Below are 24245 nucleotides of genomic sequence, written 5' to 3'. Positions count from 1 at the left end.
GGGTGGATCGGGGGGAGGTAGACGACGTCGAAGCCCATCGCGGCGATCTCGGGGAGGCGGCGGGCGGCGGTGCGGAAGGTGCCGTGGGGCTGCTGGGGGGTGCCCTCGGAGCGGGGGAAGAACTCGTACCAGGCGCCGTACAGGGCGCGTTCGCGCTCCACGAGCAGGGGCAGCGGGTCGGAGGTGGTGACCAGCTCCCGCAGCGGATGCCGGGCCAGCACCGCGTCCACCTCCGGCGTCAACGCCGCCGCCAGCCGGGACGCGGCGGGCCGGTTCTCGTCCCGCAGCGCGTCGACGGCGGCCAGCAGTGCGCGCCGGTCCGCGCCGCCGGGCACCTCCGCGGCGGCCCGCTCGTACAGCCGGGCGCCCTCCTCCAGGACCAGCCCGGTGTCCATCCCCGCCGGAATCTTGATCCGCGCGTGGTGCCGCCAGGTGGCGACCGGGTCGCCCCACGCCTGAACGGCGTACGTCCAGAGTCCGGCTTCGCCGGCGGTGACGGTGGCGCCCCAGCGGTCGGTGCCCGGGGCCAGTTCCCGCATCGGGGTCCAGGGGCCCGGCCGGCCCTCGGGGTCCCGCAGTACGACGTTGGCGGCCACCGCGTCGTGCCCCTCGCGGAACACGGTGGCCGAGACCTGGAACGACTCGCCGGTCACGGCCTTCGCGGGTCTGCGTCCCTGATGGACCATCGGGCGGACGTCCAGGACGGGGATGCGTCCGACGACGGTGGTGCCGTCCGCGGAGGGCGCCGCGGGCGGGGCGTCACGTGGGGTCGCGCGTGGCGTTTCCGGGCGTGCGCCGGGGTTCGCTACGGGGGGTGCTGACGAGTGGTGCGTGGCGGGCATGACCGCTCCTGTCCGCGTCAACGTGGGTGGGCGGATGACTCTGGGGAGGTGGGTCCTGCGGCGGTGCGTGTGGGGCGTACCGCAGGAGCCTTCCCACACTCTTCGGGTGGGCAATCCGGCACTTTGATGACTACTCACGCGTATGTCGACACACGCGACGGTCCTGACCGAACGACTTCCCCGCCGGGAGATCGACACGCCGGTGGTTATTAGCCCGTCCGGCGACCGGACACGACGCCGTTCAGGCCGAATCGGAGATCTTCGGGCGAAGCCCCCAGCGGGGGACACATCACGCCGGTAACGTCGTGCGGGTGAAGGCGATCCGTCGACTGACCGTCCGTCCCGTACTCCCCGACTCCCTCCGGCCGCTCAGTGATCTGGCCCGCAATCTGCGCTGGTCCTGGCATCCGGAGACCCGCGACCTCTTCCAGTCCGTCGACCCAGAGTGCTGGGCCGCGTCCGGCCGCGACCCCGTACGGCTGCTCGGCACCGTGCCGCCCGCCCGCCTCGCGGAGCTGGCCGGGGACCGGCGCTTCCTGCGCCGGCTCACCGCGGTGGCTGACGACCTCGACCACTACATGACCGGCGACCGCTGGTACCAGGCCCAGTCCGGCCGACTGCCCGCCGCCGTCGCCTACTTCTCGCCCGAGTTCGGCATCACCGCGGCCCTGCCCCAGTACTCCGGCGGCCTCGGCATCCTGGCCGGCGACCACCTCAAGGCGGCCAGCGACCTGGGCGTGCCGCTCGTCGGCGTCGGCCTGCTCTATCGGCACGGCTACTTCCGCCAGTCCCTCTCCCGGGACGGCTGGCAGCAGGAGCACTACCCCGTCCTCGACCCCCACGAGCTGCCCCTGGCCCTCCTGGAGGAGCCCGACGGCACCCCCGCCCACGTCGCCCTGGCCCTGCCCGGCGGCCGGGAGCTGCGCGCCCGGATCTGGCTGGCCCAGGTCGGCCGGGTGCCGCTGCTCCTGCTGGACTCGGACGTCGAGGAGAACGACCTCGGCGAACGCGGCGTCACCGACCGGCTCTACGGTGGCGGCAGCGAGCACCGGCTGCTCCAGGAGATGCTGCTCGGCATAGGAGGTGTCCGGGCGGTGCGCACGTACTGCCGGCTCACCGGCCACGCGGCGCCGGAGGTGTTCCACACCAACGAGGGCCACGCGGGCTTCCTCGGGCTGGAACGCATCGCCGAACTGTGCGACGAGGGGACGGAGTTCGTCTCCGCCCTGGAGGCGGTCCGGGCCGGGACCGTCTTCACCACCCACACCCCGGTCCCGGCCGGCATCGACCGCTTCGACCGCGAGCTGGTCGCCCGCCACTTCGGGTCCGACGCCGAACTCCCGCGCATCGACGTCGACCGCGTCCTGCGCCTCGGCATGGAGACCTACCCCGGCGGCGAGCCCAACCTGTTCAACATGGCCGTGATGGGCCTGCGCCTGGCCCAGCGCGCCAACGGCGTCTCCCTGCTGCACGGCGGGGTCAGCCGGGAGATGTTCTCCGGACTGTGGCCCGGCTTCGACGCCGACGAGGTGCCGATCACCTCCGTCACCAACGGCGTGCACGCCCCGACCTGGGTGGCCCCCGAGGTGTTCCGCCTCGGCGCCCGGCAGATCGGCGTGCAGCGGGCCGAGGACGCGCTGACCGTCGGCGGCTCGGACCGCTGGGACTCGGTCGCCGACATCCCCGACCAGGACATCTGGGACCTGCGCCGCACCCTGCGCGAGCAACTGGTCGAGGAGGTACGGGAACGGCTGCGCGTCTCCTGGCGGCAGCGCGGCGCCGGGACCGCCGAGCTGGGCTGGATCGACGACGTCCTCGACCCCGACGTGCTCACCATCGGCTTCGCGCGCCGCGTCCCGTCGTACAAGCGTCTGACGCTGATGCTGCGCGACCGCGACCGGCTGATGGACCTGCTGCTGCACCCCGAGCGGCCGATCCAGATCGTCGTCGCGGGCAAGGCGCACCCGGCGGACGACGGCGGGAAGCGGCTGGTGCAGGAGCTGGTGCGGTTCGCGGACGACCCGCGGGTGCGGCACCGGATCGTGTTCCTGCCGGACTACGGCATGGCGATGGCGCAGAAGCTCTACCCGGGCTGCGACATCTGGCTGAACAACCCCCTGCGCCCCCTGGAGGCGTGCGGCACCTCCGGCATGAAGGCGGCGCTCAACGGCTGCCTCAACCTGTCGGTGCTGGACGGCTGGTGGGACGAGTGGTACCAGCCGGACTTCGGCTGGGCGATCCCCACCGCCGACGGCTCCGGGACCGACCCCGACCGGCGCGACGCCATAGAGGCCGACGCCCTCTACGACCTGCTGGAGCAGCGGATCACCCCGCGCTTCTACGAGCGGGGCGCGAGCGGGCTGCCCGACCGGTGGATCGAGATGGTCCGCCGGACGCTGAGCCTGCTGGGGCCGAAGGTGCTGGCCGGCCGTATGGTGCGCGAGTACGTGGAGCGGCTCTACACCCCGGCGGCCGAGGCGCACCGCGCGATGGACCCGGACTCCGCGCGGGCGCTGGCCGAGTGGAAGGCCCGGGTGCGCACCGCCTGGCCCGGGGTGAGCGTCGACCACGTGGAGACGTCCGCCGCCACCGCCAGCGCCGAACTCGGCACGACGCTGGGGCTGCGGGTGCGGGTGAACCTCGGCGAACTCGCGCCCGACGACGTCGAGGTGCAGGCGGTCTCCGGCCGGGTCGACACCGAGGACCGGATCACCGACGCGACGACGGCGCCGCTGAAACCGGTGGGCGGCCCCGACCTGGAGGGCCGCTGGCTGTACGAGGGTCCGCTCGCCCTGGACCGCACCGGCCCCTTCGGCTACACGGTCCGCATCCTGCCCGCGCACCGGCTGCTGGCGTCCGGCGCGGAGGCGGGGCTGGTCGCGGTGCCGTCGGACGACCTGGCCCAGGCGGCGGGGCTGCTGATGCGGTGAGCGCGCCGGGGCGGCGGCGGAGGACCCTCCCGCCGGGGGTCAGTCCTCCTCGTCGCCCCCGCTCAGCCGCCGCAGGACGGTGCCGCAGCGGCGGGCGTACGCGTGCTGGAAGGCGCGGGCGGCGGGCCCGCCGGCCTTGGCGTACCACTTGGCGGGGCGGCTGAAGGCGTGCACGGTCAGCCAGACCGTGCCGTCGCCCGTCCGGTCGACCACGAAGGCCTCCTCGCCGGACTCCGGATGACCGGGCAGCGTGCCGTAGGCCCAGCCGGCCCGGCGGTGCTCCTCCAGCGTCCACACCACCCGGCAGGGCGCCTTGATCATCCCGGCGAGGGTGACGGTGACGTCGACGCCGGGCGCGGCGCGCTCCGCGCTCGCGTCGATGCCGACCCCCATCTCCCGGTGCATCTCCCAGGTGAGCACGGCCTCGGCCGCGCGCCGGAACACCGGTTCGCCCTCCCCGAGGCGGGTGCGTACGTGCATGGGGCGGAAGCCGGGCGGGCAGGCGTCCTGCTCGCGGGTGGCGCCGACGTCGTCGTACGTGAAGGACATGGGCACCAAGGGTAGGGCGGCCCCCGGGAACCACTGGTTCCGGGTGCCGCCCGTCACACCGTGGGGCCGCGAAGGGCCTACGGGAAGGTCAGCCGCCAGGAGTCGATGTAACCGGTGTCCTGCCGGCCCTGGTCCTGGACGCGCAGCTTCCAGGTGCCGTTGGCCGTCTCGGAGGAGGCGTTGACCGTGTAGGTCTCGTGCACGTCCTCCGCCGGGTCGTAGCCGCTGCGCTTCAGCAGGTACGTCGTCCCGTCGGGCGCGACCAGGTCGATCCGCAGGTCACCGCGCCAGCTGTGCACGATGTCCACGCCCACCTTCAGGTCGCTCGGCGCGTTGCCCGCCCGGCCCGAGACCGTGACCGAGGAGGTCACCGCCGACCCGTAGTCGGGGATGTTCACGTTCGTGCCGCTCTCGAAGGTCGTGCCGTCGCCGCCACCGCCGTCACCGGGGCGGGAGCCGACGTTGATGCCCGCCCACGCGTGCTGCACCGCCGTGTACTCGGCGCTGTCGGTGCCGTACAGCTCACCGGCCGCCGCGAGGGTGCCGGTGCGGGCGCCCGCGTAGTTGGTGGTCGACGTGAACTTCGTGGTCAGGGCGCGGAACCAGATCTTCGCGGCCTTGTCGCGGCCGATGCCGGTGACCGGGAGGCCGTCCGAGGTGGGCGAGTCGTAGGTGACACCGTTGATGGTCTTGGTGCCGCTGCCCTCGCTCAGCAGGTAGAAGAAGTGGTTGGCCGGGCCGGACGAGTAGTGGACGTCGACGTTGCCGATCCCCGAGTACCAGTAGTCCTTGGACGCGCCGTCCTTGCTGGGCTCGTCCATGTAGCGCAGCGGGGTGCCGTCGCCGTTGATGTCGATCTCCTCGCCGATGAGGTAGTCACCGACGTCGGAGGAGTTGTTGGCGTGGAACTCGACGGCCGCGCCGAAGATGTCGCTGGTCGCCTCGTTGAGCCCGCCGGACTCGCCGCTGTAGACCAGGCCCGCCGTGTTGGAGGTGACGCCGTGCGTCATCTCGTGCGCGGCAACGTCGATGGACGTCAGCGGGTTGGCGTTGCCGGAGCCGTCGCCGTACGTCATGCAGAAGCAGGAGTCCGACCAGAAGGCGTTGACGTAGTTGTTGCCGTAGTGGACGCGGGAGTAGGCGCCCACGCCGTCGCCGCGGATGCCGGAGCGGCCCTGGACGTTCTTGTAGTAGTCCCAGGTCAGCGCGGCCCCGTAGTGGGCGTCGGCGGCGGCGGTCTCGGCGTTGGACGCGCTGCCGTTGCCCCACACGTCGTCGGGGCCGGAGAAGAGCGTGCCGGTGCCGGAGGTACGGCCGTTCAGGTCGTACGTCTTGTGGTTGCCGCGGTTCGTGTCGGTCAGCGTGTACGACGACCCGGACCGCGCGGTGCCCAGCTCCACCGTGCCGCTGTACATGGTGTTGCCGGTGCCGTTGTGGATCGCCTGGTACTCGTAGAGCTTGGCGCCGGTGGCGGCGTCGGTGACGACGTGCAGCTCGTTCGGGGTGCCGTCCTCCTGAAGGCCGCCCACGACCGTCTCGTACGCCAGGACCGGGGTGCCGTTCGCGGCCCAGATCACCTTGCGCGGCGCGCGGTCGGCGTCCGCTGCCTCGGCACCGGCGGCCTTCGCGGCGGACACGGCCTGCGTCTTCGCCTTCGCGGCGGAGATCTTCGGCGTCACGGTGGCTGGCTTGATCGCCTTCGGGGTGGCCTTCACGACCCGCTCGGTCTTCCCGGCGTCGCTGGTGACGACGAGGTCGCCGCCGAGGACCGGGAGTCCGTCGTAGGTGCGCTCGTAGCGGGTGTGCACGGTGCCGTCGCGGTCCTTGACGACGTCGCGGACGACCAGCTTCTCCTTGGCGCCCAGGCCGAGGTCGTCGGCGGTCGCGGCCTTGGTGGCGTTGGCGTCGCGTATCAGCTCGGCGCGCTGGGCGGGACTGAGCTTGACCGATTCGGCACCCGGTGCGGGCGCCGGGGCGGGCGCGGCGGTGGCGGCTCCGGACTGGACCGCGGTGGCGATCAGCGCGGCGACACCGGCCAGCGCGACGGCGGCGGCGGTACGGCGGCGGGTGGTGCGCGGGGACGCGGTGTGGGAGGTGCGTCTGTGGGGAGAACTGCTGCTCAACACTGACTCCTTCTGCGTGGCCGCGGATCGCGCGGCCGGTGGGGAGACCGGTCGGCGGGTGGGCCGGCCGGGCGGTGCTGGTCGGTACGCAGAAACCACGTGCGTGGAGCTGGCCTTCGTGCAGCGCTGACGGGAATGCTGTGGGGGCGCTGTGCGGCGGCCTGGGGAAGAGTGGCAGGCGAGCGACGTGTTTGTCAGGGGCGCGTCAGGAAGTTGGCTGGAAATCGTTCGTTGTCCGGGCGTTCATGTTCGATATACGGAAGGGTTGCCCGAGCGTGGTACTGACTGCCCGCTCAGTCAGTAACGGGCTGCGGGGACGGCTCCCCGTGCCAGGAGTTCCACAGCGCCGCGTACGCGCCCCGCGCCGCCACCAGCTCGTCGTGCGTGCCCAGTTCGGTGAGCCGGCCGTCCTCCATCACCGCCACCCGGTCGGCGTCGTGCGCGGTGTGCAAGCGGTGCGCGATGGCGATGACCGTGCGGCCCTCCAGTACGGCGGCCAGGGCGCGCTCGGTGTGCCGGGCCGTGGTCGGGTCCAGCAGGGCGGTGGCCTCGTCCAGGATCAGTGTGTGCGGGTCGGCCAGCACCACCCGGGCCAGAGCGAGCTGCTGGGCCTGCGAGCCGTCCGTGCGGTGACCGCCGGTGCCCAGCTCGGCGCCGAGGCCGCCGGGCAGCTCCCGCACCCACTGTTCGGCACCCACGGCGGCCAGGGCCGACCACAACTGCTGATCGGTGGCCGCCGGTTCGGCGATGAGGAGATTGTCCCGGACCGTGCCGAGGAAGACGTGGTGCTCCTGGGTGACCAGCACGACCTGGCGGCGCAGCCGCTCCGGCCCCAGCGCGCTCACCGGCACCCCGCCCACCGTCACCGACCCCTCGGTCGGCGCGTCCACGCCCGCCAGCAGCCGGCTCAGCGTGGTCTTGCCCGCCCCGGACGGCCCGACCAGCGCCAGCCGTTCACCCGGCCGCACGGTCAGGTCCACACCGCGCAGCACCTCGCCGCCCCGGTCGTAGGCGTACCGCACGCCGGTCACGTCGATCCGGTCGTCCGCCGGGACCGGCGAGTCGCCCGTCGCCGCCCGCGGAGCCCGCGCCAGCCCCTCGACCCGGGCGAACGACGCCCCGCCCGCCTGGAGCTGCTCGACGCGCATCAGCACCTCGTCGAGCGGCCCGGCGAGCTGCTGGAGGTACACGGCGCACGACACCACCGCGCCGAGGCTCACCGACCCGTGCGTGTGCAGGACACCGCCGATCAGCAGCACCCCCGCCACGGGGACGACGTACGAGATCTCCACCGCCGGGAAGAAGACGCTGCGGAGGAACAACGTGCGGAACCGGGCGCGCCGCGACTCCTCCAGCGCCCGGCGATTCGACGCGACGCGGCGCCCGGTCAGCCGCAACGCCTCGACGGTGCGGGCCCCGGCCACCGTGGCCGTCAGGCTCTCGGCGACCTCCGAGTTCGCCGCGCCCTCGGCGAGATAGCCGGCCCGCGCCCGGCGCAGGTACCAGCGCAGCGCGAACCACACGGGCGTCAGCCCCAGCACGCCGACCAGGCCGAGCAGCGGGTCGAGCACGAACACGGCGGCGGCCAGGAACAGCGCCTGCACCGAGTTGATCAGCAGCTCGGGCCCGGCGTCGCGCAGCGTCGTGCCGACCGTGGTCACGTCGGCGGTGCCGCGCGTCGTCAGGTCGCCGGTGCCGGCCCGCTCCACGACCGAGGCCGGCAGGGCCAGCGCGCGGTCCACGAACCGCTCCCGCACTCGCGCGAGGGTCCGCTCACCGAAACGGTGGCCCACGTACCGAGCCCAGCGGGCCAGCAGCAGCTGGGCGAGGGAGCACAGCAGGATGGCGAGCGCCATCCGGTCCACGGCACCGACACCGCCCCCGGCGCGCACCTCGTCGACGATCCGGCCCAGCAGCCACGGGCCCGCGAGCCCGGCGAGCGCCGCCAGCGCGTTCAGGCCGAGGACGACCGCGAAGGACCGCCGGTCGGCGCGGACCAGGCCGGCCACCGCGCGGCGGACGCCGGTGCGCCCGGCGACGGGGAGTTGTCCTTCGGACATCATGGGAGCACCTCGTCTTCGCTGTCTTCCCTGGAGACCAGTGCGCGGTATCCCGGCTCGGTGGCGAGCAGTTCGCGGTGCGTGCCGGTGGCGACGACCTTGCCGTCGACCAGGTGGTGCACCACGTCCGCCCGGTCGAGCAGGAGGGGGGAGGTGCAGGCCACCACGGTCGTACGGCCCTTGCGGGCGTCCCGCAGGCGGTGCGCGACGGTGGCCTCGGTGTGGGCGTCCAGAGCGGAGGTCGGCTCCACGGCGAGCAGGATCTCGGGGTCGGTGAGCAGGGCTCGGGCCAGGCGTACGCGTTGGCGTTGACCGCCGGACAGGTCGCGGGCCTGGGCCGCGACCTGGGTTTCCAGGCCGTCGGGGAGGGACTGGAGTATGTCTTCGGCGGCGGCGGCGTGGATGGCCTGGGTGAGGTTCGCCTTCTGGGTTGCCCCGGTGTGTAGTCGGGCGTCTGCGGGTGCGGTGTGGCTGGTCGCGCAGTTCCCCGCGCCCCTTTGGGGCGTCTCCTGAGCGCCTATTACTTCGTGCAGGGGGCCTGCGAAGAGGTCGGCTTCCGCCTCCGCGACCAGGATGCGGGACCGGACCTGTGCGAGCGGTACCTCGGACAGCGGGATGTCTCCCCAGGTCACCTCGGAGGGGGCGTAGCGGCCCAGGCGGTCGACGAGTTCGGTGGCGTCCGACGGGCGGGCGGTGGCCAGGGCGGTCAGGTGGCCGGGGAGGACCCGTACCCCGGAGCCCGGGTCGTACAGCGCCGACGGCTCGGCGGGGGCGTCACACGTGCCGGTGTCCGGCTCGGGCTCCAGGCGCAGGAACGCCACCACCCGGCGGGCGGCCACCACGCCCCGGCTGAGCTGGTGGCCCATCTCGATCAGAAACGCCACCGGCCAGCCCAGCGCCACCACGTACCCGTACACCGACACCAGCTCGCCGACGCTGATGTGCCCCTGCACCGCCAGCCGGGCGCCCAGCCAGGTCACCAGCGCCAGGAACAGCATCGGCAGGCCCACCCCCAGGGCCTGGATCCAGCTGGTCACCGCGCCGACCCGGTAGCCCTGCTCGCGCAGCCGCCCCGAGTCCCGGCGGAACGCGTCCGCGACCAGGCCCTTGCCGCCCAGGCCGTTCAGCACCCGCAGCCCGCCCGCGAGGTCGCCGATCCGCGCGGTCAGCACGGACTGCCGCTCCCGGTACTCGGTCTCCCTGCCCTGCAACCGCCCCATGAGCGGTCCGAGCACCACGCCGAGCAGCGGCACCCCGATCAGCACCACCAGGGCGAGCCGCGTCGACACCGACAGCAGCAGTCCGCCGACGGCCGCGTAGGCGACCACGGCTCCGACGCCGGGGCCCACCGCCGTCAGGGAGGTGCTGATGGTCTGCACGTCACCCACCCCGATGGTGACGACCTCTCCCGCCCCCACCTGCCGGCGCAGCGCCGCACCGAGCCGCGCGGCGTGCCCGACGACCACCTTGACCGTGCGGAAGTTGGCGTCCATCCGCACCCGCGTCATCGTGCGGTGCCGCAGGGTGCCCAGCCAGGCGTTGAACGCCCCCGCGGTGACCAGGGCGCCCGTCCAACCCGCCAGCGCGCCCAGGTCACCGGGGGTCAGACCGTGGTCGACCGCCCGCGCCATCAGGTACGGCGTCGCTGCCAGCAGCACTATCCACACACTGGCCAGCACCGCCCCCGCCAGACAGCGCGGCCACTGCCGCCGCACCAGCCACGCCAGGTACCGCCAGCCGCCCCTGCGGTCCGGCGTGCCCGGGTCCTCGTACGCGTCGATCACCGTTCTCCCCCGAGGCCCCGCCCTCACGCGAGACTGTCCCGCCACGCCCGGTGCAGGTCCGCGAACCGGCCCGTACCGGCGATCAGCTCGTCCGGCGTGCCGTCCTCCACGATCCGGCCATGCTCCATCACCAGCACCCGGTCGGCGATCTCCACGGTGGACAGCCGGTGTGCGATCACCACCGCCGTACGGCCCTTCAGCACCGTCGCCATGGCCCGCTGCACCGCCCGCTCCCCGGGGACGTCCAGCGAGCTGGTCGCCTCGTCCAGGATCAGCACCGCCGGGTCCGCCAGCAACGCCCGCGCGAACGCGACCAGTTGCCGCTGGCCGGCGGAGATCCGGCCGCCCCGCTTGCGTACGTCGGTGTCGTAGCCGTCGGGCAGCGCGGTGATGAAGTCGTGGGCGCCGATCGCCTTCGCGGCCCGCTCGATCTCCTCCCGCGTCGCCTCCGGCCGGCCGATGGCGATGTTGTCGGCGACGGTCCCGGAGAACAGGAAGGCCTCCTGCGTCACCATCACCACCCCGCGCCGCAGTTCCGGCACGGCCAGGTCGCGCAGGTCGGTGCCGTCCAGCAGGACGCGCCCGTCGGAGGGGTCGTAGAACCGGGCGAGCAGCTTGGCCAGCGTCGACTTGCCCGCGCCGGTCGAGCCGACGACGGCGACGGTCTGCCCGGCCGGGATCGTCAGGGCGAAGCGGGGCAGCACCTCGCCGCCGGTGCGGTAGGCGAAGCGGACGGCGTCGAAGACGACCTCCCGGCCGGGGTGCTCGGACTGAAGCGGCGGCAGCTCCTTCGGCGCGGCCGGTTCCGGTACGGACGGCGTCTGCGCCAGCAGTCCGGCGATCTTCTCCAGGGAGGCCGCCGCCGACTGGTAGGAGTTCAGGAACATGCCGAGCCGGTCGATCGGGTCGTACAGGCGGCGCAGGTACAGCACCGCCGCCGCCAGCACGCCGAGCGCCAGCGTGCCGTCCGCGACCCGGTAGGCGCCCCACAGCACGATCCCGGCCACGGCCGTGTTGGCGACCAGCCGCGAGCCGACGACGTAACGGGCCATCTCCAGCAGCGCGTCTCCGTTGGACCGCTCGTGGCGCCGGTTGAGTACGGCGAAGTCGGCGTCGTTGGCCGCCTCCCGGCGGAAGGCACGCACCGGGCGGATGCCGTTCATCGTCTCCACGAACTTCACGATCACCGTCGCGATCGCCGTGGACCGCCGCCGGTACACCCGCCCCGCGCGCCGCTGGTACAGCCGCACCAGCGCGTACAGCGGCACGAACGACGCCACCGCGACGCCGCCGAGGCCCAGGTCCAGCCAGAGCAGCAGCGCCGCGATGTAGACGAAGGAGAGGATGACCGTCACCAGTTCCTGGAGGCCCTCGTCGAGCAGCTCCCGCAGCGACTCCACGTCCGTGGTGGAACGTGAGATCAGCCGGCCCGAGGTGTAGCGCTCGTGGAAGTCGACGCTCAGCGCCTGCGCGTGCCGGAAGATCCGGCCCCTGAGGTCCAGCAGCACGTCCTGGCTGACCCGGGCGGCGGCCGCGACGAAGGCGTACTGCAGTCCGCCGGCGGCCAGCGAGCAGAGCAGGTAACCGGCGCCGACCGCGATCAGCGGACCGTGGTCGTCGTCCCGCAGCGCCGGTACGGCGTGGTCGATGGCGTACGCCACCAGCAGCGGGCCCGCCTGCACGGCCGCCTGCTGGAGCAGCAGGAGGAAGGTGGTGAGGGCGACGCGGGCCTTCATCGGGGCCAGCAGGGAACGCAGCAGGGTGCCGGTCGCGCCCGGGGGGCTGGGCAGGACGTCCCGGTCGAAGACGTCGTCGGCCGCGAGGGCCGGGCTCTCGGCGGCCGGCTCGTCCTCGGGCCGTTCCCTGTCCGGCGCGGTGGCCGTGGGCGCGGTCATCGGCCGTCCCCCTTTCCGGGCTCCTCGTGCCCGTCGAGTCCGGACATCAGGTGGGCGTACTCGGCGTTGGCGCGCAGCAGTTCGTGGTGGGTGCCGACGGCGGCGATCCGGCCGCCGGAGAGCAGGGCGACGCGGTCGGCGAGCAGGACGGTGGAGGGGCGGTGGGCCACGATCAGGGCGGTGGTGTCCGCGAGGACCTGCCGCAGGGCGGCCTCCACCGCGGCCTCCGTGTGCACGTCCAGCGCGGACAGCGGGTCGTCCAGGACGAGGAACCTCGGGCTGCCGACGACCGCCCGGGCGAGCGCGAGCCGCTGGCGCTGGCCGCCGGACAGGCTGAGGCCCTGCTCGCCGACCTGGGTGCCGGTGCCCTGGGGCAGCGCGTGCGCGAAGTCGGCCTGCGCGACGGCGAGGGCCCGGCCCAGTGCCTCGTCCCCGGCGCCGTCGGCGGCGCCCATCAGCACGTTCTCGCCGACGCTCGCCGAGAAGAGGGTCGGCTCCTCGAAGGCGACGGCGACCAGGGCGCGCAGCTCCTCGCGGGGCAGGGCGGTGATGTCCTCGCCGTCCAGCGTGATCCGTCCGGAGGTGACCTCGTGGAGGCGGGGGACGAGCGCGGTGAGCGTCGTCTTGCCGCTGCCGGTGGCGCCGACCAGGGCCATGGACTCGCCGGGGCGGATGTGGAGGTCGACGCGGTCGAGGAGGGGCGGGGAGTCGGGGGGTGCGTCGGGGTAACGGAACGTGACGGCCTGGAAGTTCAGCCCGTCGGCCCGCACCGCCGGGCCGCGCTCCCCGCCCTCCCGCGCGGGGGGACTCCCCGGCGATTCGACCTCCGCGTCCATCACCTCGAAGTACCGGTCCGTGGCCGCCGCCGCCTCCTGGCTCATCGCCAGCAGGAAGCCGATCGACTCCACCGGCCACCGCAGCGCCAGTGCCGTCGACAGGAACGCCACCAGCGTCCCCGCCGACAGCGACCCGTCCGCCACCTGCACCGCCCCCACCACCAGCGCCGCCCCGATCGCCAGCTCCGGCAGCGTCACGATGACCGCCCAGATGGACGCCAGCAGCCGCGCCTTGCGCAGCTCCGTCCCGCGCAGCGTGTGCGACAGCTCGTGGAAGGCGCGGGCCTGGCTGCGGTGCCGGCCGAAGCCCTTGATGATCCGGACGCCGAGCACACTCTCCTCGACCACGGTCGTCAGGTCCCCGACCTGGTCCTGCGCGCGCCGCGCCACCGCGGAGTACTTCTTCTCGAAGATCCCGCAGGTGATCATCACGGGAATGGCGGGCCCGAGGATCACCAGCCCCAGTGTCCAGTCCTGGACCAGCATGATGCCGACGCCGACCAGGATCGTGACGCCGTTGACCAGCAGGAACGTCAGCGGGAAGGCGAGGAACATGCGCAGCAGCATCAGGTCCGTCGTCCCGCGCGACAGCAACTGCCCCGAGGGCCACCGGTCGTGGAAGGCCACCGGCAGCCGTTGCAGGTGCCGGTACAGGTCCGCCCGCATCCCGGCCTCGACCGCCGACAGCGGCCGGGCCACCAGCCACCGCCGCAGCCCGAACAGCAGCGCCTCCGCCACCCCGAGGAGCAGCAGGTACAGCGCGCCGAGCCACACACCGGCCGGGTCCCGGTCGGCCACCGGCCCGTCCACCATCCACTTCAGGACGAGCGGGATCACCAGCCCGACGCACGAGGCGAGGATCGCTATGACTGCCGCGGTCCCCAACCGCGCCCGCACCGGCCGCACGTACGGCCACAGCCGCAGCAGGGCGCGCACGGTGGAACGCTTCTCGGCAGGGTGGTCCGGGGCGGGGGCGGGTGTCGTGGGCATCAGCAGCGAGCCTACGGTTCACCTGCTCTCTTGCGCCTGGCGTTTTCTGGCGGGAGGGAAGCGCGTGGACTGCCTCACCCCACCCGCAGCAGCAGCACCGACCGCGCCGGCACCGTGATCTCCGCGCCCGCCGCGTGCGTCCCGCCCGGCTCCTGAGCCTGCGCCTCCCCGCTGGTGTCCACGACCACCTCGTACCGCTCCGCCCACGGCGCGGCCGGCAGGACGAAGGGCGCGGGACGCTCCCCGGCGTGCAGGACGGCGAGGAAGCTGTCGTCGGCGAACGGCGCGCCGCGCTCGTCGCGGCCCGGGATGTCCCGCCCGGAGAGGTACATGCCGAGGGTGGCGGCGGGCGCGTACCAGTCCTGTTCCGTCATCTCGGTGCCCCGCGCGGTGAACCAGGCCAGGTCGCGCAGGCCGTCCGCGGAGTGCGCCCGGCCGGAGAAGAAGGCCCGGCGGCGCAGCACGGGATGCCGGTGGCGCAGCGCGATCAGCCGGGAGGTCAGCTCGAACAGGGGCCGCCACTCCGGGTCGTCCAGCAGGCTCCAGTCCAGCCAGCCGATCTCGTTGTCCTGGCAGTAGGCGTTGTTGCTGCCGCCCTGGGTGCGGCCGAACTCGTCGCCGGCGACCAGCATCGGCACCCCGGTCGACAGCAGGAGGGTGGTCAGCAGGTTGCGCAGCTGGCGCCGCCGCAGCGCCCGCACCCGGGCGTCGTCGGTCTCGCCCTCCGCGCCGCAGTTCCAGGAGCGGTTGTCGTCCGTGCCGTCCCGGTTGCCCTCGCCGTTGGCCTCGTTGTGCTTGCGCTCGTACGACACCAGGTCGCGCAAGGTGAAGCCGTCGTGCGCGGTGACGAAGTTGACCGAGGCGTACGGGCGCCGCCCGCCCCACGCGTACAGGTCGCTGGAGCCCGACAGGCGGTAGCCCATCTCCCGCACGTCCGGCAGCGCGTGCCGCCAGAAGTCCCGCACGGCATTGCGGTAGCGGTCGTTCCACTCCGTCCACAGGGGCGGGAAGGCGCCTACCTGGTAGCCGCCCGAGCCGACGTCCCAGGGCTCGGCGATCAGTTTCACCCGCCGCAGCACCGGGTCCTGGGCGATCACGGCGAGGAACGGGGAGAGCATGTCGACGTCGTGCATCGAACGGGCCAGCGCCGCCGCCAGGTCGAAGCGGAAGCCGTCCACGCCCATCTCCGTCACCCAGTACCGCAGCGAGTCGGTGATCAGGCGCAGCACGTGCGGCTGGACCACGTGCAGGGTGTTGCCGCAGCCGGTGTAGTCGGCGTAGCGGCGGGCGTCCGGCTGGAGGCGGTAGTAGCCGTGGTTGTCGATGCCCTTGAGGGAGAGCGTCGGGCCGAGCTCGCCCGCCTCCGCCGTGTGGTTGTAGACCACGTCGAGGATGACCTCGATGCCCGCCGCGTGCAGCGCGCGCACCATCCGCTTGAACTCGCCGACCTGCTCACCGGTGGTGCCGGAGGCGGCGTACGCGGCGTGCGGGGCGAAGTAGCCGATGGAGTTGTAGCCCCAGTAGTTCCGCAGGCCGCGCTCCAGCAGGTGGCTCTCGTGCGCGAACTGGTGCACCGGCAGCAGTTCCACCGCCGTCACGCCCAGCCGTGTCAGGTGCCCGACCGCCGCCGGGTGCGCGAGGCCCGCGTACGTGCCGCGCAGCTCGGGCGGGATGTCCGGGTGGAGCTTGGTGAAGCCCTTGACGTGCAGCTCGTAGATGACCGAGTCCGCCCACGGGGTCTTGGGCCGGCGGTCGTCCGCCCAGTCGTCGTCGTCATGGACGACCACGCCCTTCGGGACGTACGGCGCCGAGTCCCGGTCGTCGCGGACGGTGTCCGCCACGTGCTGCTCCGGCCAGTCCCGTACGTGCCCGTACACCTCGGCGGGCAGGGAGAAGTCACCGTCCACCGCACGCGCGTACGGGTCGAGCAGGAGCTTCGCCGGGTTCCAGCGGGCGCCCGTCCACGGGTCCCAGCGGCCGTGCACCCGGTAGCCGTAGCGCTGGCCGGGCCGCACGCCGGGCACGAAGCCGTGCCAGATCTCGTGGGTCAGCTCGGTCAGCCGCACCCGGCCCTCCACCCCCTGTTCGTCGAACAGGCACAGCTCCACCGCCTCCGCCCCGCCCGCCCACAGCGCGAAGTTCGTTCCCGCCACCCCGTCCGGGCCGGTCCGGAACCGGGCGCCCAGCGGCACCGGTGTCCCCGGCCACGCCGGCACGGCGGGCGGCGGCGCGGCACGCCGTGCGCCGTTCACCACGACGGCGGGGCGCGCGGGCCCGTCCTCGGCGGCCGGTTTCCCGGCCACCTCCTCCTGCTCGGCTGCGCTGGACACCTGTCAGCCTCCCGCGGCTCGTGGTCCTCCCCACAGTTCTGCCCACCGCATGGCTCGCACTCACGTTTCCCCAGGGCGGACCGGTCGTTACGGGTGGATGTGAGGCACGTACATGGGCGCGCACGGCGCGCGGCGACCGTTTGGGCCGCCGTACTGACATGGGCAGGACTGCTGGCCGGGGCCGCCGGATGCACCTCCGACGGCGGCGGCATCGGCTCGGACATCGGCGAGATGCTCGGCAAACCACCCGCCGCCGAGGACGTCATCCGCATCACCCCGGACGACGGCAGCAAGGCCGTCCGGCCCGAGGAGAAGAAGCTGTCGGTGCGGGTGCCCGACGGCCGGCTGGAGTCGGTGAAGGTCGTCAAGTCGCAGGACGCGCAGGAGACGGAGGTGCCCGGCCGGATCTCCGAGGACGGACTGCGCTGGGAACCCGACGACGAGCGGCTGGCCCTGGCCGCCAAGTACACCGTCGACGCGGTCGCCCTCGACGGCCACGGCCGCCGCTCCGCCCGGCACGCCACCTTCACCACCTACGTCCCCGACGAGCGCTTCATCGCCTACTTCGCCCCCGAGAACCGCTCCGTCGTCGGCACCGGCATGATCGTTTCGCTGCAGTTCAGCGACGAGATCACCGACCGCGCCGCCGTCGAACGCGCCGTCGAGGTGACCGCGAAGCCCTCCGTCGAGGTCCGCCCCCACTGGTTCGGCAAGGACCGTCTCGACTTCCGCCCCGAGAAGTACTGGAAGCCCGGCACCAAGGTCACCGTCGACCTCGACCTGCGCGACGTCGAGGGCGCGCCGGGCGTCTACGGGCTCCAGCACAAGACGTTCTCCTTCACCGTCGGCCGCAGCCAGGTCTCCCTGGTCGACGCGGCGAAGCGGACCATGGAGGTCCGCCGGGACGGCACCCTGCTGACCACGGTGCCCATCACCGCGGGCGCCCCGAAGACCCCCACCTACAACGGCAAGATGGTCATCACCGAGATGCTCGACGTCACCCGCATGAACAGCCGCACGGTCGGCTTCGGCGGCGAGTACGACATCCCCGACGTCCCGCACGCCATCCGCCTGACCAGCTCCGGCACCTTCCTGCACGGCAACTACTGGGCGCCCGCCGACACCTTCGGCCGCGCCAACGTCAGCCACGGCTGCGTCGGACTGCGCGACGTCAAGGGCGGCGGGTCCGACACCCCGGCGGGCTGGTTCTTCGACCGCAGCCTCATCGGCGACGTCGTCGAGGTGGTCAACAGCAAGGACAAGACGGTCGCCCCCGACAACGGACTCGGCGGCTGGAACATGAACTGGAAGAAATGGAAGGCGGGCAGCGCGGTGAAGTGACCCCGGCGCGCCCCGGCCGGGGTGGCCGCCAACTCGGTACGGAACGGTGACATTTCCCCTGTCCCCTGAGCCGCTGGCCTGCGGTTACGATGCGCCCGTGCGCGTCGGCGCACTGGGGCGCGGGCCGGATCGGGCCCGGCGAGGGGAGACAAGTTGAACGTGCGTCCGATATCGGGGGCGTCGCCGGCGGGTGCCCGGGGGCGGGGCGGCAGGGGACGCGGCAGGGCACTGCCGGCGCTGGCACTGGGCGTGCTGCTGACACTCACCGCCTGCGGCGGGTCGGGTTCCGGCGCCGGCGCCGGGGCGGGCGGCGACGGCAAGAACGCCAAGGACTCCACGGCGGCACAGAGCAAGCAGTCCGAGGCCGTCGTCAGCATCACGCCCGAGGACGGGGCCAAGGCCGTCGACACCAGCGGCGCCCTGAAGATAGGCGCCGCCAAGGGCAAGCTCACCGAGGTCGTCGTCAAGGACGCCGAGGGCGCCAAGGTCGACGGGAAGATATCCGGCGACGGCGCCACCTGGACGCCGTCCACCCACCTGGCCGCCGCCACCACGTACACCGTGCACGCGGTCGCCAAGGACTCCGAGGGCCGCACGGCCGCCGAGGACTCCCGCTTCACCACCCTGACGCCCGAGAACACCTTCATCGGCCACTTCACCCCCGAGGACGGCTCGAAGGTCGGCGTCGGCATGCCGTTCTCGATCCGCTTCACCCGGGGCATCACCAACCCCGAGGACGTCGAGAAGGCCATCCGCATCAAGACCGAGCCGGCCGTCGAGGTCGAGGGCCACTGGTTCGGCAACGACCGCCTCGACTTCCGCCCGGAGAAGTACTGGAAGGCCGGCACCAAGGTCACCGTCGACCTCGACCTCGACGGCGTCGAGGGCCGCGACGGCGTCTACGGCGAGCAGGACAAGACCGTCTCCTTCACCGTCGGCCGCAGCCAGGTCTCCGTGGTCGACGCCAAGAAGCTCACCATGACGGTCGTGCGGGACGGCAAGACGGTCAAGACCATCCCGGTCACCACCGGCGCGCCCGGCTACGAGACCTGGAACGGCCAGATGGTCATCACCGAGCGGCTCCCCGTGACCCGCATGAACGGTGCGACCGTCGGCTACGGCGGCGAGTACGACATCAAGGACGTCCCGCACGCCATGCGCCTGTCCACCTCCGGCACCTTCATCCACGGCAACTACTGGGGCGGCGACGCCTTCGGCAACCGCAACTCCAGCCACGGCTGCATAGGCCTGCGCGACGTGCGCGGCGGCTGGGACGAGAAGGCGCCGGGCTCCTGGTTCTTCGAGAACTCGATGATCGGCGACGTGGTCGTGGTGAAGAACAGCAACGACGCGACCATCGCCCCGGACAACGGCCTCAACGGCTGGAACATGTCCTGGGAGAAGTGGAAGGCGTAGCCTCCATCCGCGTACGGCCCCGGTGTCCGCGATCCTCGATGTGAGGTACGGCACCGGGGCCGCTGTCGTTAGTCCCCGTTAACCTGCTGGGCATGACCGTAGAACTGGAAGTCGCGGACGGCGTCGGCACCCTGCGCCTCAACCGCCCGCCCATGAACGCGCTGGACGTCGCCACCCAGGACCGGCTCAAGGAACTCGCCGAGGAGGTCACCCGCCGCGACGACGTGCGTGCCGTCGTTATCCACGGCGGCGAGAAGGTGTTCGCGGCGGGTGCGGACATCAAGGAGATGCAGGTGATGGACCACGCGGCGATGATCGCGCGCTCCCGGGCCCTGCAGGACTCCTTCACTGCCGTGGCCCGCATCCCCAAGCCGGTGGTCGCGGCGGTCACCGGCTACGCCCTCGGCGGCGGCTGCGAGCTCGCGCTATGCGCCGACTTCCGCATCGCCGGCGAGAACGCCAAGCTCGGCCAGCCCGAGATCCTGCTCGGCCTGATCCCCGGCGCGGGCGGCACCCAGCGGCTGTCCCGGCTGATCGGCCCCTCCAAGGCCAAGGACCTCATCTTCACCGGCCGCCAGGTGAAGGCCGACGAGGCGCTGGCACTCGGCCTGGTGGACCGCGTCGTACCGGCCGCCGAGGTCTACGAGCAGGCGCACGCCTGGGCCGCCCGGCTCGCCAAGGGCCCCGCCATCGCGCTGCGCGCGGCGAAGGAGGCGATCGACACCGGACTGGAGACGGACATCGACACCGGCCTCGCCGTCGAGCGGAACTGGTTCGCGGGCCTGTTCGCGACCGAGGACCGCGAACGCGGGATGCGCAGCTTCGTGGAAGAGGGACCGGGGAAGGCGAAGTTCCTCTAGCGGACGCTCGCACAACCGTCGCCGGAAGTCCGGCCGGTCCACTTGTAATTGACGTGGTGTCTCATCCGGGTCCCTCGATGGGGCGGTTTATGGGAGCCTTAACGCACCATTAAGCGCGTCTTGTCGAGGGAGTCCGTCGCTTGTCTCGGGCCGAGCCGTCCGTGCAGGTCAGTGGGGCTGTTCGCGGTCCCGAACTGCCTGCGGCATATGCCGATCGACCGCCGTCGGACCCGCCCTCGGCGGGGGTGTATTCCCCGGGAACGGCCCCGGAGCCCTCCGAGGACGGCCATGATGGGGGCATGGCGGGGCTGGAGGGTACGGAACAGCCGCGGGGAGCCGGACGTGCGACCGCGGCGCGCTGGTCGCCGGCGGTCGAGGACGAACACGCGCTCAAGGCGCTGGAGTTGTTCGGCAATCCCACGGAGTGCGAAGTTCCGTTACCTTCCCGCCCCGAGTCCGCCGCCACCGCCCGCCGACTGGCCCAGGTCATCGCCCTGCGTCAGTGGCAACTCGGCCCCCGCGTCACGGAGGACACCGTCCTGCTCGTCTCCGAGCTGGTGGGCAACGCGGTGCGGCACACCGGAGCCCGCGTCTTCGGCCTCCACATGCGCCGCCGCCCCGGCTGGATCCGCGTCGAGGTCCGCGACCCCTCCCGGGGACTGCCCTGCCTGATGCCGGTGCAGGACACGGACGTCAGCGGACGCGGCCTCTTCCTCGTCGACAAGCTGTCCGACCGCTGGGGCGTCGACCTGCTGCCGCGCGGCAAGACGACCTGGTTCGAGCTGCGGGTGGTCGACCGGTGAGAGCCCATCTTCCGCCGGGGGCAAGGCGGTTCGGCGGACACGCCACCTACGGGTGAAGATCCGGAGCCTACCGCTCCGCACCCGGGATCGTAAGCCCCATGTTCACCACTCGCCTGCGCCGCAGGGGCGCCGCCGCCGTCCTGTCCCTCTCCGCCGTCCTCGCCACCACGGCCGCCACGGCTCCCGGCAGCACGACCGCGCCGACGGCACCCGCCGCGAAGGCCGCCCCCGCCTGCCCCCAGTTCGACGACAAGCTCAAGGCCGCCGCCGACCCCGACGTGGACCTCGACCGCATCACGCCGGAGCCGGTCTGGCGCACCACCTGCGGCACCCTCTACCGCAGCGACAGCCGCGGCCCGCAGGTCGTCTTCGAGGAGGGCTTCCACGCCAAGGACGTCACCGACGGCCAGTACGACGTCGAGAAGTACGTCCTCGTCAACCAGCCCTCGCCGTACGTCTCGACCACCTACGACCACGACCTCTACAAGACCTGGTACAAGTCCGGCTACAACTACTACATCGACGCCCCCGGCGGCATCGACGTCAACAAGACCATCGGCGACACCCACAAGTGGGCCGACCAGGTCGAGGTCGCCTTCCCCGGCGGCATCAAGCGGCAGTACATCATCGGCGTCTGCCCGGTCGACCGGCAGACCAAGACCGAGGTCATGAGCGAGTGCGAGAGCAACCCGCACTACAAGCCCTGGCACTGACCCGGCACCGGGCACCTCACGGGCGGAGGAACAGCGCCTCCGATCCCACCGGCCGGTAACCCGCCGCCTGGAACGCCCGCAGACTGCGGGCGTTCCCCGCCGCGATCTGCGCCCACACCGGTTCGCCCCCGGCCAGCCGCCGCGCCGCCGTCGCCAGGTGCCGCCCCAGTCCCCGGTGCCGGGCCCCCTCCGCCACCTCCACCGCGACCTCCAGCCGCCCGGCGACCCCGCGGCCCAGCACCAGCACCCCGCCGTCCGCCGCCCACACCCGCACCCCGCCGCGCCGCCGGCCCGCCGCGACCACCCGGGGATGCCCGGGGCCGGCGACCTCCTCCAGCGCCACCTCAGGCCGGCCCGGCAGCGGAGCGCCGGTCAGCAGCACGTCGATCGTGTCGTTGGTCCGCCCGGCCCGCTCCCCGAGGGCGCTCAGGAACCGGGAATTCATGGCCGCGGCGAGCGGGTCGCACCCCAGTGCCTCCAGAGCCTCCAGCGTCCCGCGCACCCACCCCTCCTCCTCGTCCGTGAAGACGACCGAGTGCGCCGTGAACGCGATCACCCCCGCGTCCCGCTCGCCGTGCTGCGGCACCACGGTGATCCCGCCGTCCGCCACCGGGAAGAGACCCCGCCCCGCCGCCTCCAGAATGTCCCGCAGGCTCTCCGCCACACCGCGCTCCTTGAGTCTCCACCCACTGGAAGGCCCAGGCTCACACACGTGAACGACGACGGCACCGCACTGATGACCATCGGCGAGCTGGCCCGCGCCACCGGACTGACGGTGCGCACCATCCGCTACTGGTCCGACGAGGGCGCCCTGCCCCCGGTGACCCGCTCCACGGGCGGCTACCGCCTCTACGACGCCGCCTCCGTCGCCCGCCTGGAGCTGATCCGCACCCTGCGCGAGCTCGGCCTCGGCCTGGACGCCGTACGCCGCGTGCTGGCCGGCGAGGAGACGGTCGCGCAGGTGGCGGCGGCCCACGTGAGCGCGCTGGACGCGCAGATCAGGTCGCTGAGGGTGACCCGCGCGGTGCTGTCGACCGTGGCGAGACGCGGCTCGACCGCAGAGGAGACGACCCTGATGAACAAGCTGGCGCGACTGTCCGCCGCCGAACGACGGCGCATCATCGACGACTTCATGGCGGAGGTCTTCGAGGGCATCGACACCGCCGACCCCGACATCCGCACCCGTCTGCGCTTCGCCGCGGCGGACCTGCCCGACGATCCCACCCCCGAGCAGGTGGACGCGTGGGTGGAGCTGGCCGAGCTGATCCAGGACCCGGAGTTCCGGGCGACGATGCGCCGGATGATCGAGTTCAACGCGGCGGACCGGGCAGCGGACGTGCCCACCAGCTCCTCCCTGTGGTTCGTCAGCCGTCTGGTCCGGCTCGCGGGCGACGCGCTGCGGGAGGGCGTCGCGCCCGACTCGCCGCGGGCCGCCGGCATCCTGCGCGCGCTCATCGGCGACGCCGACCCGGCCGTCGTACGAAAACGCCTCACCTCGATGACGAACAACCGCCTCGCGCGCTACCGGGAGCTGTCGGCGATCGTGAACGGCGTGGAGCCGCCGTCCGCCCACGAGGAGCAGTTCGGGTGGGTGGTCGCCGCACTGGGCGCTCGCCCGGGCAGCTAATCTGACCTGCGTCAGACGCGTCCACAGGACGAGCAGAGCACGGAAATGAGGGGCGGACCGGTGGCGGACATCGAGGAAGCACGCAAGCAGTTCGAGCGGATCGACACGGACGGTGACGGCTTCATCACCGCGGCCGAGTTCAAGACCGCGCTGGCCCAGGGCGGCGACTGGAACGTCACCGAGTCGGTGGCCGAGGCGATCATCGCCGGCCGCGACCTGGACGGCGACAAGGTGCTGTCGTTCGACGAGTTCTGGGCGCACCTGAACAAGTAGCGACGCCACGAGGGGCGCCCGTCCGGTCACCGGGCGGGCGCCCCTCGGTATGTCCGGCCTGGGTGGAATAGCCCGCGCCGGCCGGGGGTTGCCGCTGATCACCGGCGCGTGCCGCCGGGTTCCGCAGGACACGACCCCCGAAAGGCAAGGCGAGTCGGCATCATGAAGATCGGCATCATCGGCGCGGGCAACATCGGCGGCAACCTCACCCGGCGGCTGACCGCGATCGGGCACGACGTCTCCGTCGCCAACTCACGCGGACCGCACACGCTCACCGCGCTGGCCGAGGAGACCGGCGCCACCCCGGTGCGGGCCGAGGAGGCGGCCCGGGGCGCCGAGATCGTGGTCGTCACGGTCCCGCTGAAGGCGGTCCCCGGCCTGCCCTCCGGCATCCTCGACGGCGCCGCCGACGGCGTGGCGGTCATCGACACCAACAACTACTACCCGCGGCAGCGCGACGGGCGCATCGCCGCCATCGAGGACGAGGGCCGCACCGAGAGCCGGTGGGTCGAGGGCCACCTCGGCCACCCCGTGATCAAGGCGTTCAACGGCACGTACGCCCAGGACATCCTGGACCGCCCGCGCCCGGCCGGCGACCCCGGCCGCATGGCGCTGCCGGTCGCCGGTGACGACGAGGCGGCCAAGGCCAAGGTCCGGGCCCTCATCGACGAACTGGGCTTCGACACCGTCGACGCCGGCGGCATCGACGAGTCCTGGCGCCAGCAGCCCGACACCCCCGTCTACGGCCTTCGCGCGGGCGCCGAGGGCGTCACCAAGGCCCTGGCGGAGGCGTCCCCGGAGCGTCCGGCGGCGTTCAGGGGCTAGGTGTGCTGTCCCGCGACGTTGGTGACACGCCTGCTGGGTGCTTGAACA

18 protein-coding genes are annotated in these 24245 nt (G+C 72.8%); 9 read left to right on the top strand and 9 right to left on the bottom strand.

Translation table 11 applies throughout. The features are described from left to right. A partial coding sequence (locus AMK11_RS36600; protein ID WP_143194627.1) for a maltotransferase domain-containing protein occupies nucleotides 1–842 on the bottom strand: 842 nt, incomplete at its 3' end. A 311-nt stretch (nucleotides 843–1153) separates the two neighbouring features. Here AMK11_RS36600 and AMK11_RS36595 point away from each other — a divergent pair. Further along, nucleotides 1154–3772 carry a glycosyltransferase family 1 protein gene (locus tag AMK11_RS36595; RefSeq protein ID WP_073732459.1) on the top strand — a complete coding sequence of 873 codons (2619 nt, stop codon included), beginning with the start codon at nucleotides 1154–1156 and terminating at the stop codon, nucleotides 3770–3772. 39 nt (nucleotides 3773–3811) lie between these two features. Here AMK11_RS36595 and AMK11_RS36590 read toward each other — a convergent pair whose 3' ends face one another. From AMK11_RS36590 to glgX, 7 genes are all read right to left on the bottom strand, one after another. Continuing rightward, nucleotides 3812–4321 (bottom strand): DUF1990 family protein, encoded by a 510-nt coding sequence (locus AMK11_RS36590; protein ID WP_073732457.1) that lies wholly within the window; start codon nucleotides 4319–4321, stop codon nucleotides 3812–3814. A gap of 77 nt (nucleotides 4322–4398) precedes the next feature. Next, nucleotides 4399–6444 (bottom strand): M4 family metallopeptidase, encoded by a 2046-nt coding sequence (locus AMK11_RS36585; RefSeq protein ID WP_073732456.1) that lies wholly within the window; start codon nucleotides 6442–6444, stop codon nucleotides 4399–4401. A 293-nt stretch (nucleotides 6445–6737) separates the two neighbouring features. Continuing rightward, complete coding sequence (locus AMK11_RS36580; protein ID WP_073732455.1) at nucleotides 6738–8504, bottom strand: ABC transporter ATP-binding protein; 1767 nt, start codon at nucleotides 8502–8504, stop codon at nucleotides 6738–6740. Then, on the bottom strand, nucleotides 8504–10288 hold the full coding sequence (locus AMK11_RS36575; protein ID WP_073732454.1) for an ABC transporter ATP-binding protein: 1785 nt from the start codon (nucleotides 10286–10288) through the stop codon (nucleotides 8504–8506). Before AMK11_RS36575 ends, AMK11_RS36580 begins: the two co-directional genes overlap by 1 nt. Before the next feature lie 23 nt (nucleotides 10289–10311). Next, nucleotides 10312–12183: an ABC transporter ATP-binding protein gene (locus AMK11_RS36570; RefSeq protein WP_073732453.1), complete on the bottom strand. Its 1872-nt coding sequence runs from the start codon at nucleotides 12181–12183 to the stop codon at nucleotides 10312–10314. Beyond that, complete coding sequence (locus AMK11_RS36565; protein WP_073732452.1) at nucleotides 12180–14009, bottom strand: ABC transporter ATP-binding protein; 1830 nt, start codon at nucleotides 14007–14009, stop codon at nucleotides 12180–12182. Before AMK11_RS36565 ends, AMK11_RS36570 begins: the two co-directional genes overlap by 4 nt. 74 nt (nucleotides 14010–14083) lie before the next feature. Beyond that, nucleotides 14084–16339, bottom strand: coding sequence for a glycogen debranching protein GlgX (glgX, locus tag AMK11_RS36560; RefSeq protein WP_073732451.1), 2256 nt, complete (start codon nucleotides 16337–16339; stop codon nucleotides 14084–14086). 99 nt (nucleotides 16340–16438) lie between these two features. Between glgX and AMK11_RS36555 the strand changes: the two genes are divergently transcribed. The 5 genes from AMK11_RS36555 to AMK11_RS36535 all read left to right on the top strand — a co-directional run bounded on the left by AMK11_RS36555 (nucleotide 16439) and on the right by AMK11_RS36535 (nucleotide 21472). Further along, entirely contained in the window at nucleotides 16439–17680 is a 1242-nt protein-coding gene (locus AMK11_RS36555) for a L,D-transpeptidase (RefSeq protein WP_073732450.1), read from the top strand. A 153-nt stretch (nucleotides 17681–17833) separates the two neighbouring features. Beyond that, nucleotides 17834–19096 (top strand): L,D-transpeptidase, encoded by a 1263-nt coding sequence (locus AMK11_RS36550; protein ID WP_443333936.1) that lies wholly within the window; start codon nucleotides 17834–17836, stop codon nucleotides 19094–19096. A 92-nt stretch (nucleotides 19097–19188) separates the two neighbouring features. Further along, nucleotides 19189–19956 (top strand): enoyl-CoA hydratase/isomerase family protein, encoded by a 768-nt coding sequence (locus AMK11_RS36545; RefSeq protein ID WP_073732449.1) that lies wholly within the window; start codon nucleotides 19189–19191, stop codon nucleotides 19954–19956. Between the two features lie 299 nt (nucleotides 19957–20255). Continuing rightward, nucleotides 20256–20759, top strand: a complete 504-nt coding sequence (locus tag AMK11_RS36540; RefSeq protein ID WP_073732448.1) for an ATP-binding protein — start codon at nucleotides 20256–20258, stop codon at nucleotides 20757–20759. 98 nt (nucleotides 20760–20857) lie between these two features. Then, nucleotides 20858–21472 (top strand): ADP-ribosyltransferase, encoded by a 615-nt coding sequence (locus AMK11_RS36535; RefSeq protein WP_073732447.1) that lies wholly within the window; start codon nucleotides 20858–20860, stop codon nucleotides 21470–21472. A 16-nt stretch (nucleotides 21473–21488) separates the two neighbouring features. Here the strand turns inward: AMK11_RS36535 and AMK11_RS36530 are convergent, their stop codons facing one another. Continuing rightward, nucleotides 21489–22136, bottom strand: a complete 648-nt coding sequence (locus AMK11_RS36530) for a GNAT family N-acetyltransferase (RefSeq protein ID WP_073732446.1) — start codon at nucleotides 22134–22136, stop codon at nucleotides 21489–21491. 48 nt (nucleotides 22137–22184) lie between these two features. Between AMK11_RS36530 and AMK11_RS36525 the strand changes: the two genes are divergently transcribed. From AMK11_RS36525 to AMK11_RS36515, 3 genes are all read left to right on the top strand, one after another. After that, nucleotides 22185–23099 (top strand): helix-turn-helix domain-containing protein, encoded by a 915-nt coding sequence (locus AMK11_RS36525; RefSeq protein ID WP_073732445.1) that lies wholly within the window; start codon nucleotides 22185–22187, stop codon nucleotides 23097–23099. Nucleotides 23100–23159: 60 nt separating this feature from the next. Then, entirely contained in the window at nucleotides 23160–23372 is a 213-nt protein-coding gene (locus AMK11_RS36520; RefSeq protein ID WP_043379704.1) for an EF-hand domain-containing protein, read from the top strand. 108 nt (nucleotides 23373–23480) lie between these two features. Next, nucleotides 23481–24197 carry an NADPH-dependent F420 reductase gene (locus tag AMK11_RS36515; protein ID WP_274535695.1) on the top strand — a complete coding sequence of 239 codons (717 nt, stop codon included), beginning with the start codon at nucleotides 23481–23483 and terminating at the stop codon, nucleotides 24195–24197. The last annotated feature ends 48 nt before the right edge of the window (nucleotides 24198–24245 follow it).

It is taken from the genome of Streptomyces sp. CB02414, assembly GCF_001905385.1.
Taxonomy (GTDB): domain Bacteria; phylum Actinomycetota; class Actinomycetes; order Streptomycetales; family Streptomycetaceae; genus Streptomyces.
The sequence above is the reverse complement of the archived record's forward strand: the minus strand, read 5'-3'. Positions and strand labels throughout refer to the sequence as shown.

Excerpts from the sequence above, each read along its gene's own strand:
- AMK11_RS36590 (WP_073732457.1), bottom strand. The coding sequence starts at position 4,321 with ATGTCCTTCACGTACGACGACGTCGGCGCCACCCGCGAGCAGGACGCC.
- AMK11_RS36580 (WP_073732455.1), bottom strand. The coding sequence starts at position 8,504 with ATGTCCGAAGGACAACTCCCCGTCGCCGGGCGCACCGGCGTCCGCCGC.
- AMK11_RS36570 (WP_073732453.1), bottom strand. The coding sequence starts at position 12,183 with ATGACCGCGCCCACGGCCACCGCGCCGGACAGGGAACGGCCCGAGGAC.
- AMK11_RS36565 (WP_073732452.1), bottom strand. The coding sequence starts at position 14,009 with ATGCCCACGACACCCGCCCCCGCCCCGGACCACCCTGCCGAGAAGCGT.
- AMK11_RS36545 (WP_073732449.1), top strand. The coding sequence starts at position 19,189 with ATGACCGTAGAACTGGAAGTCGCGGACGGCGTCGGCACCCTGCGCCTC.
- AMK11_RS36540 (WP_073732448.1), top strand. The coding sequence starts at position 20,256 with ATGGCGGGGCTGGAGGGTACGGAACAGCCGCGGGGAGCCGGACGTGCG.
- AMK11_RS36535 (WP_073732447.1), top strand. The coding sequence starts at position 20,858 with ATGTTCACCACTCGCCTGCGCCGCAGGGGCGCCGCCGCCGTCCTGTCC.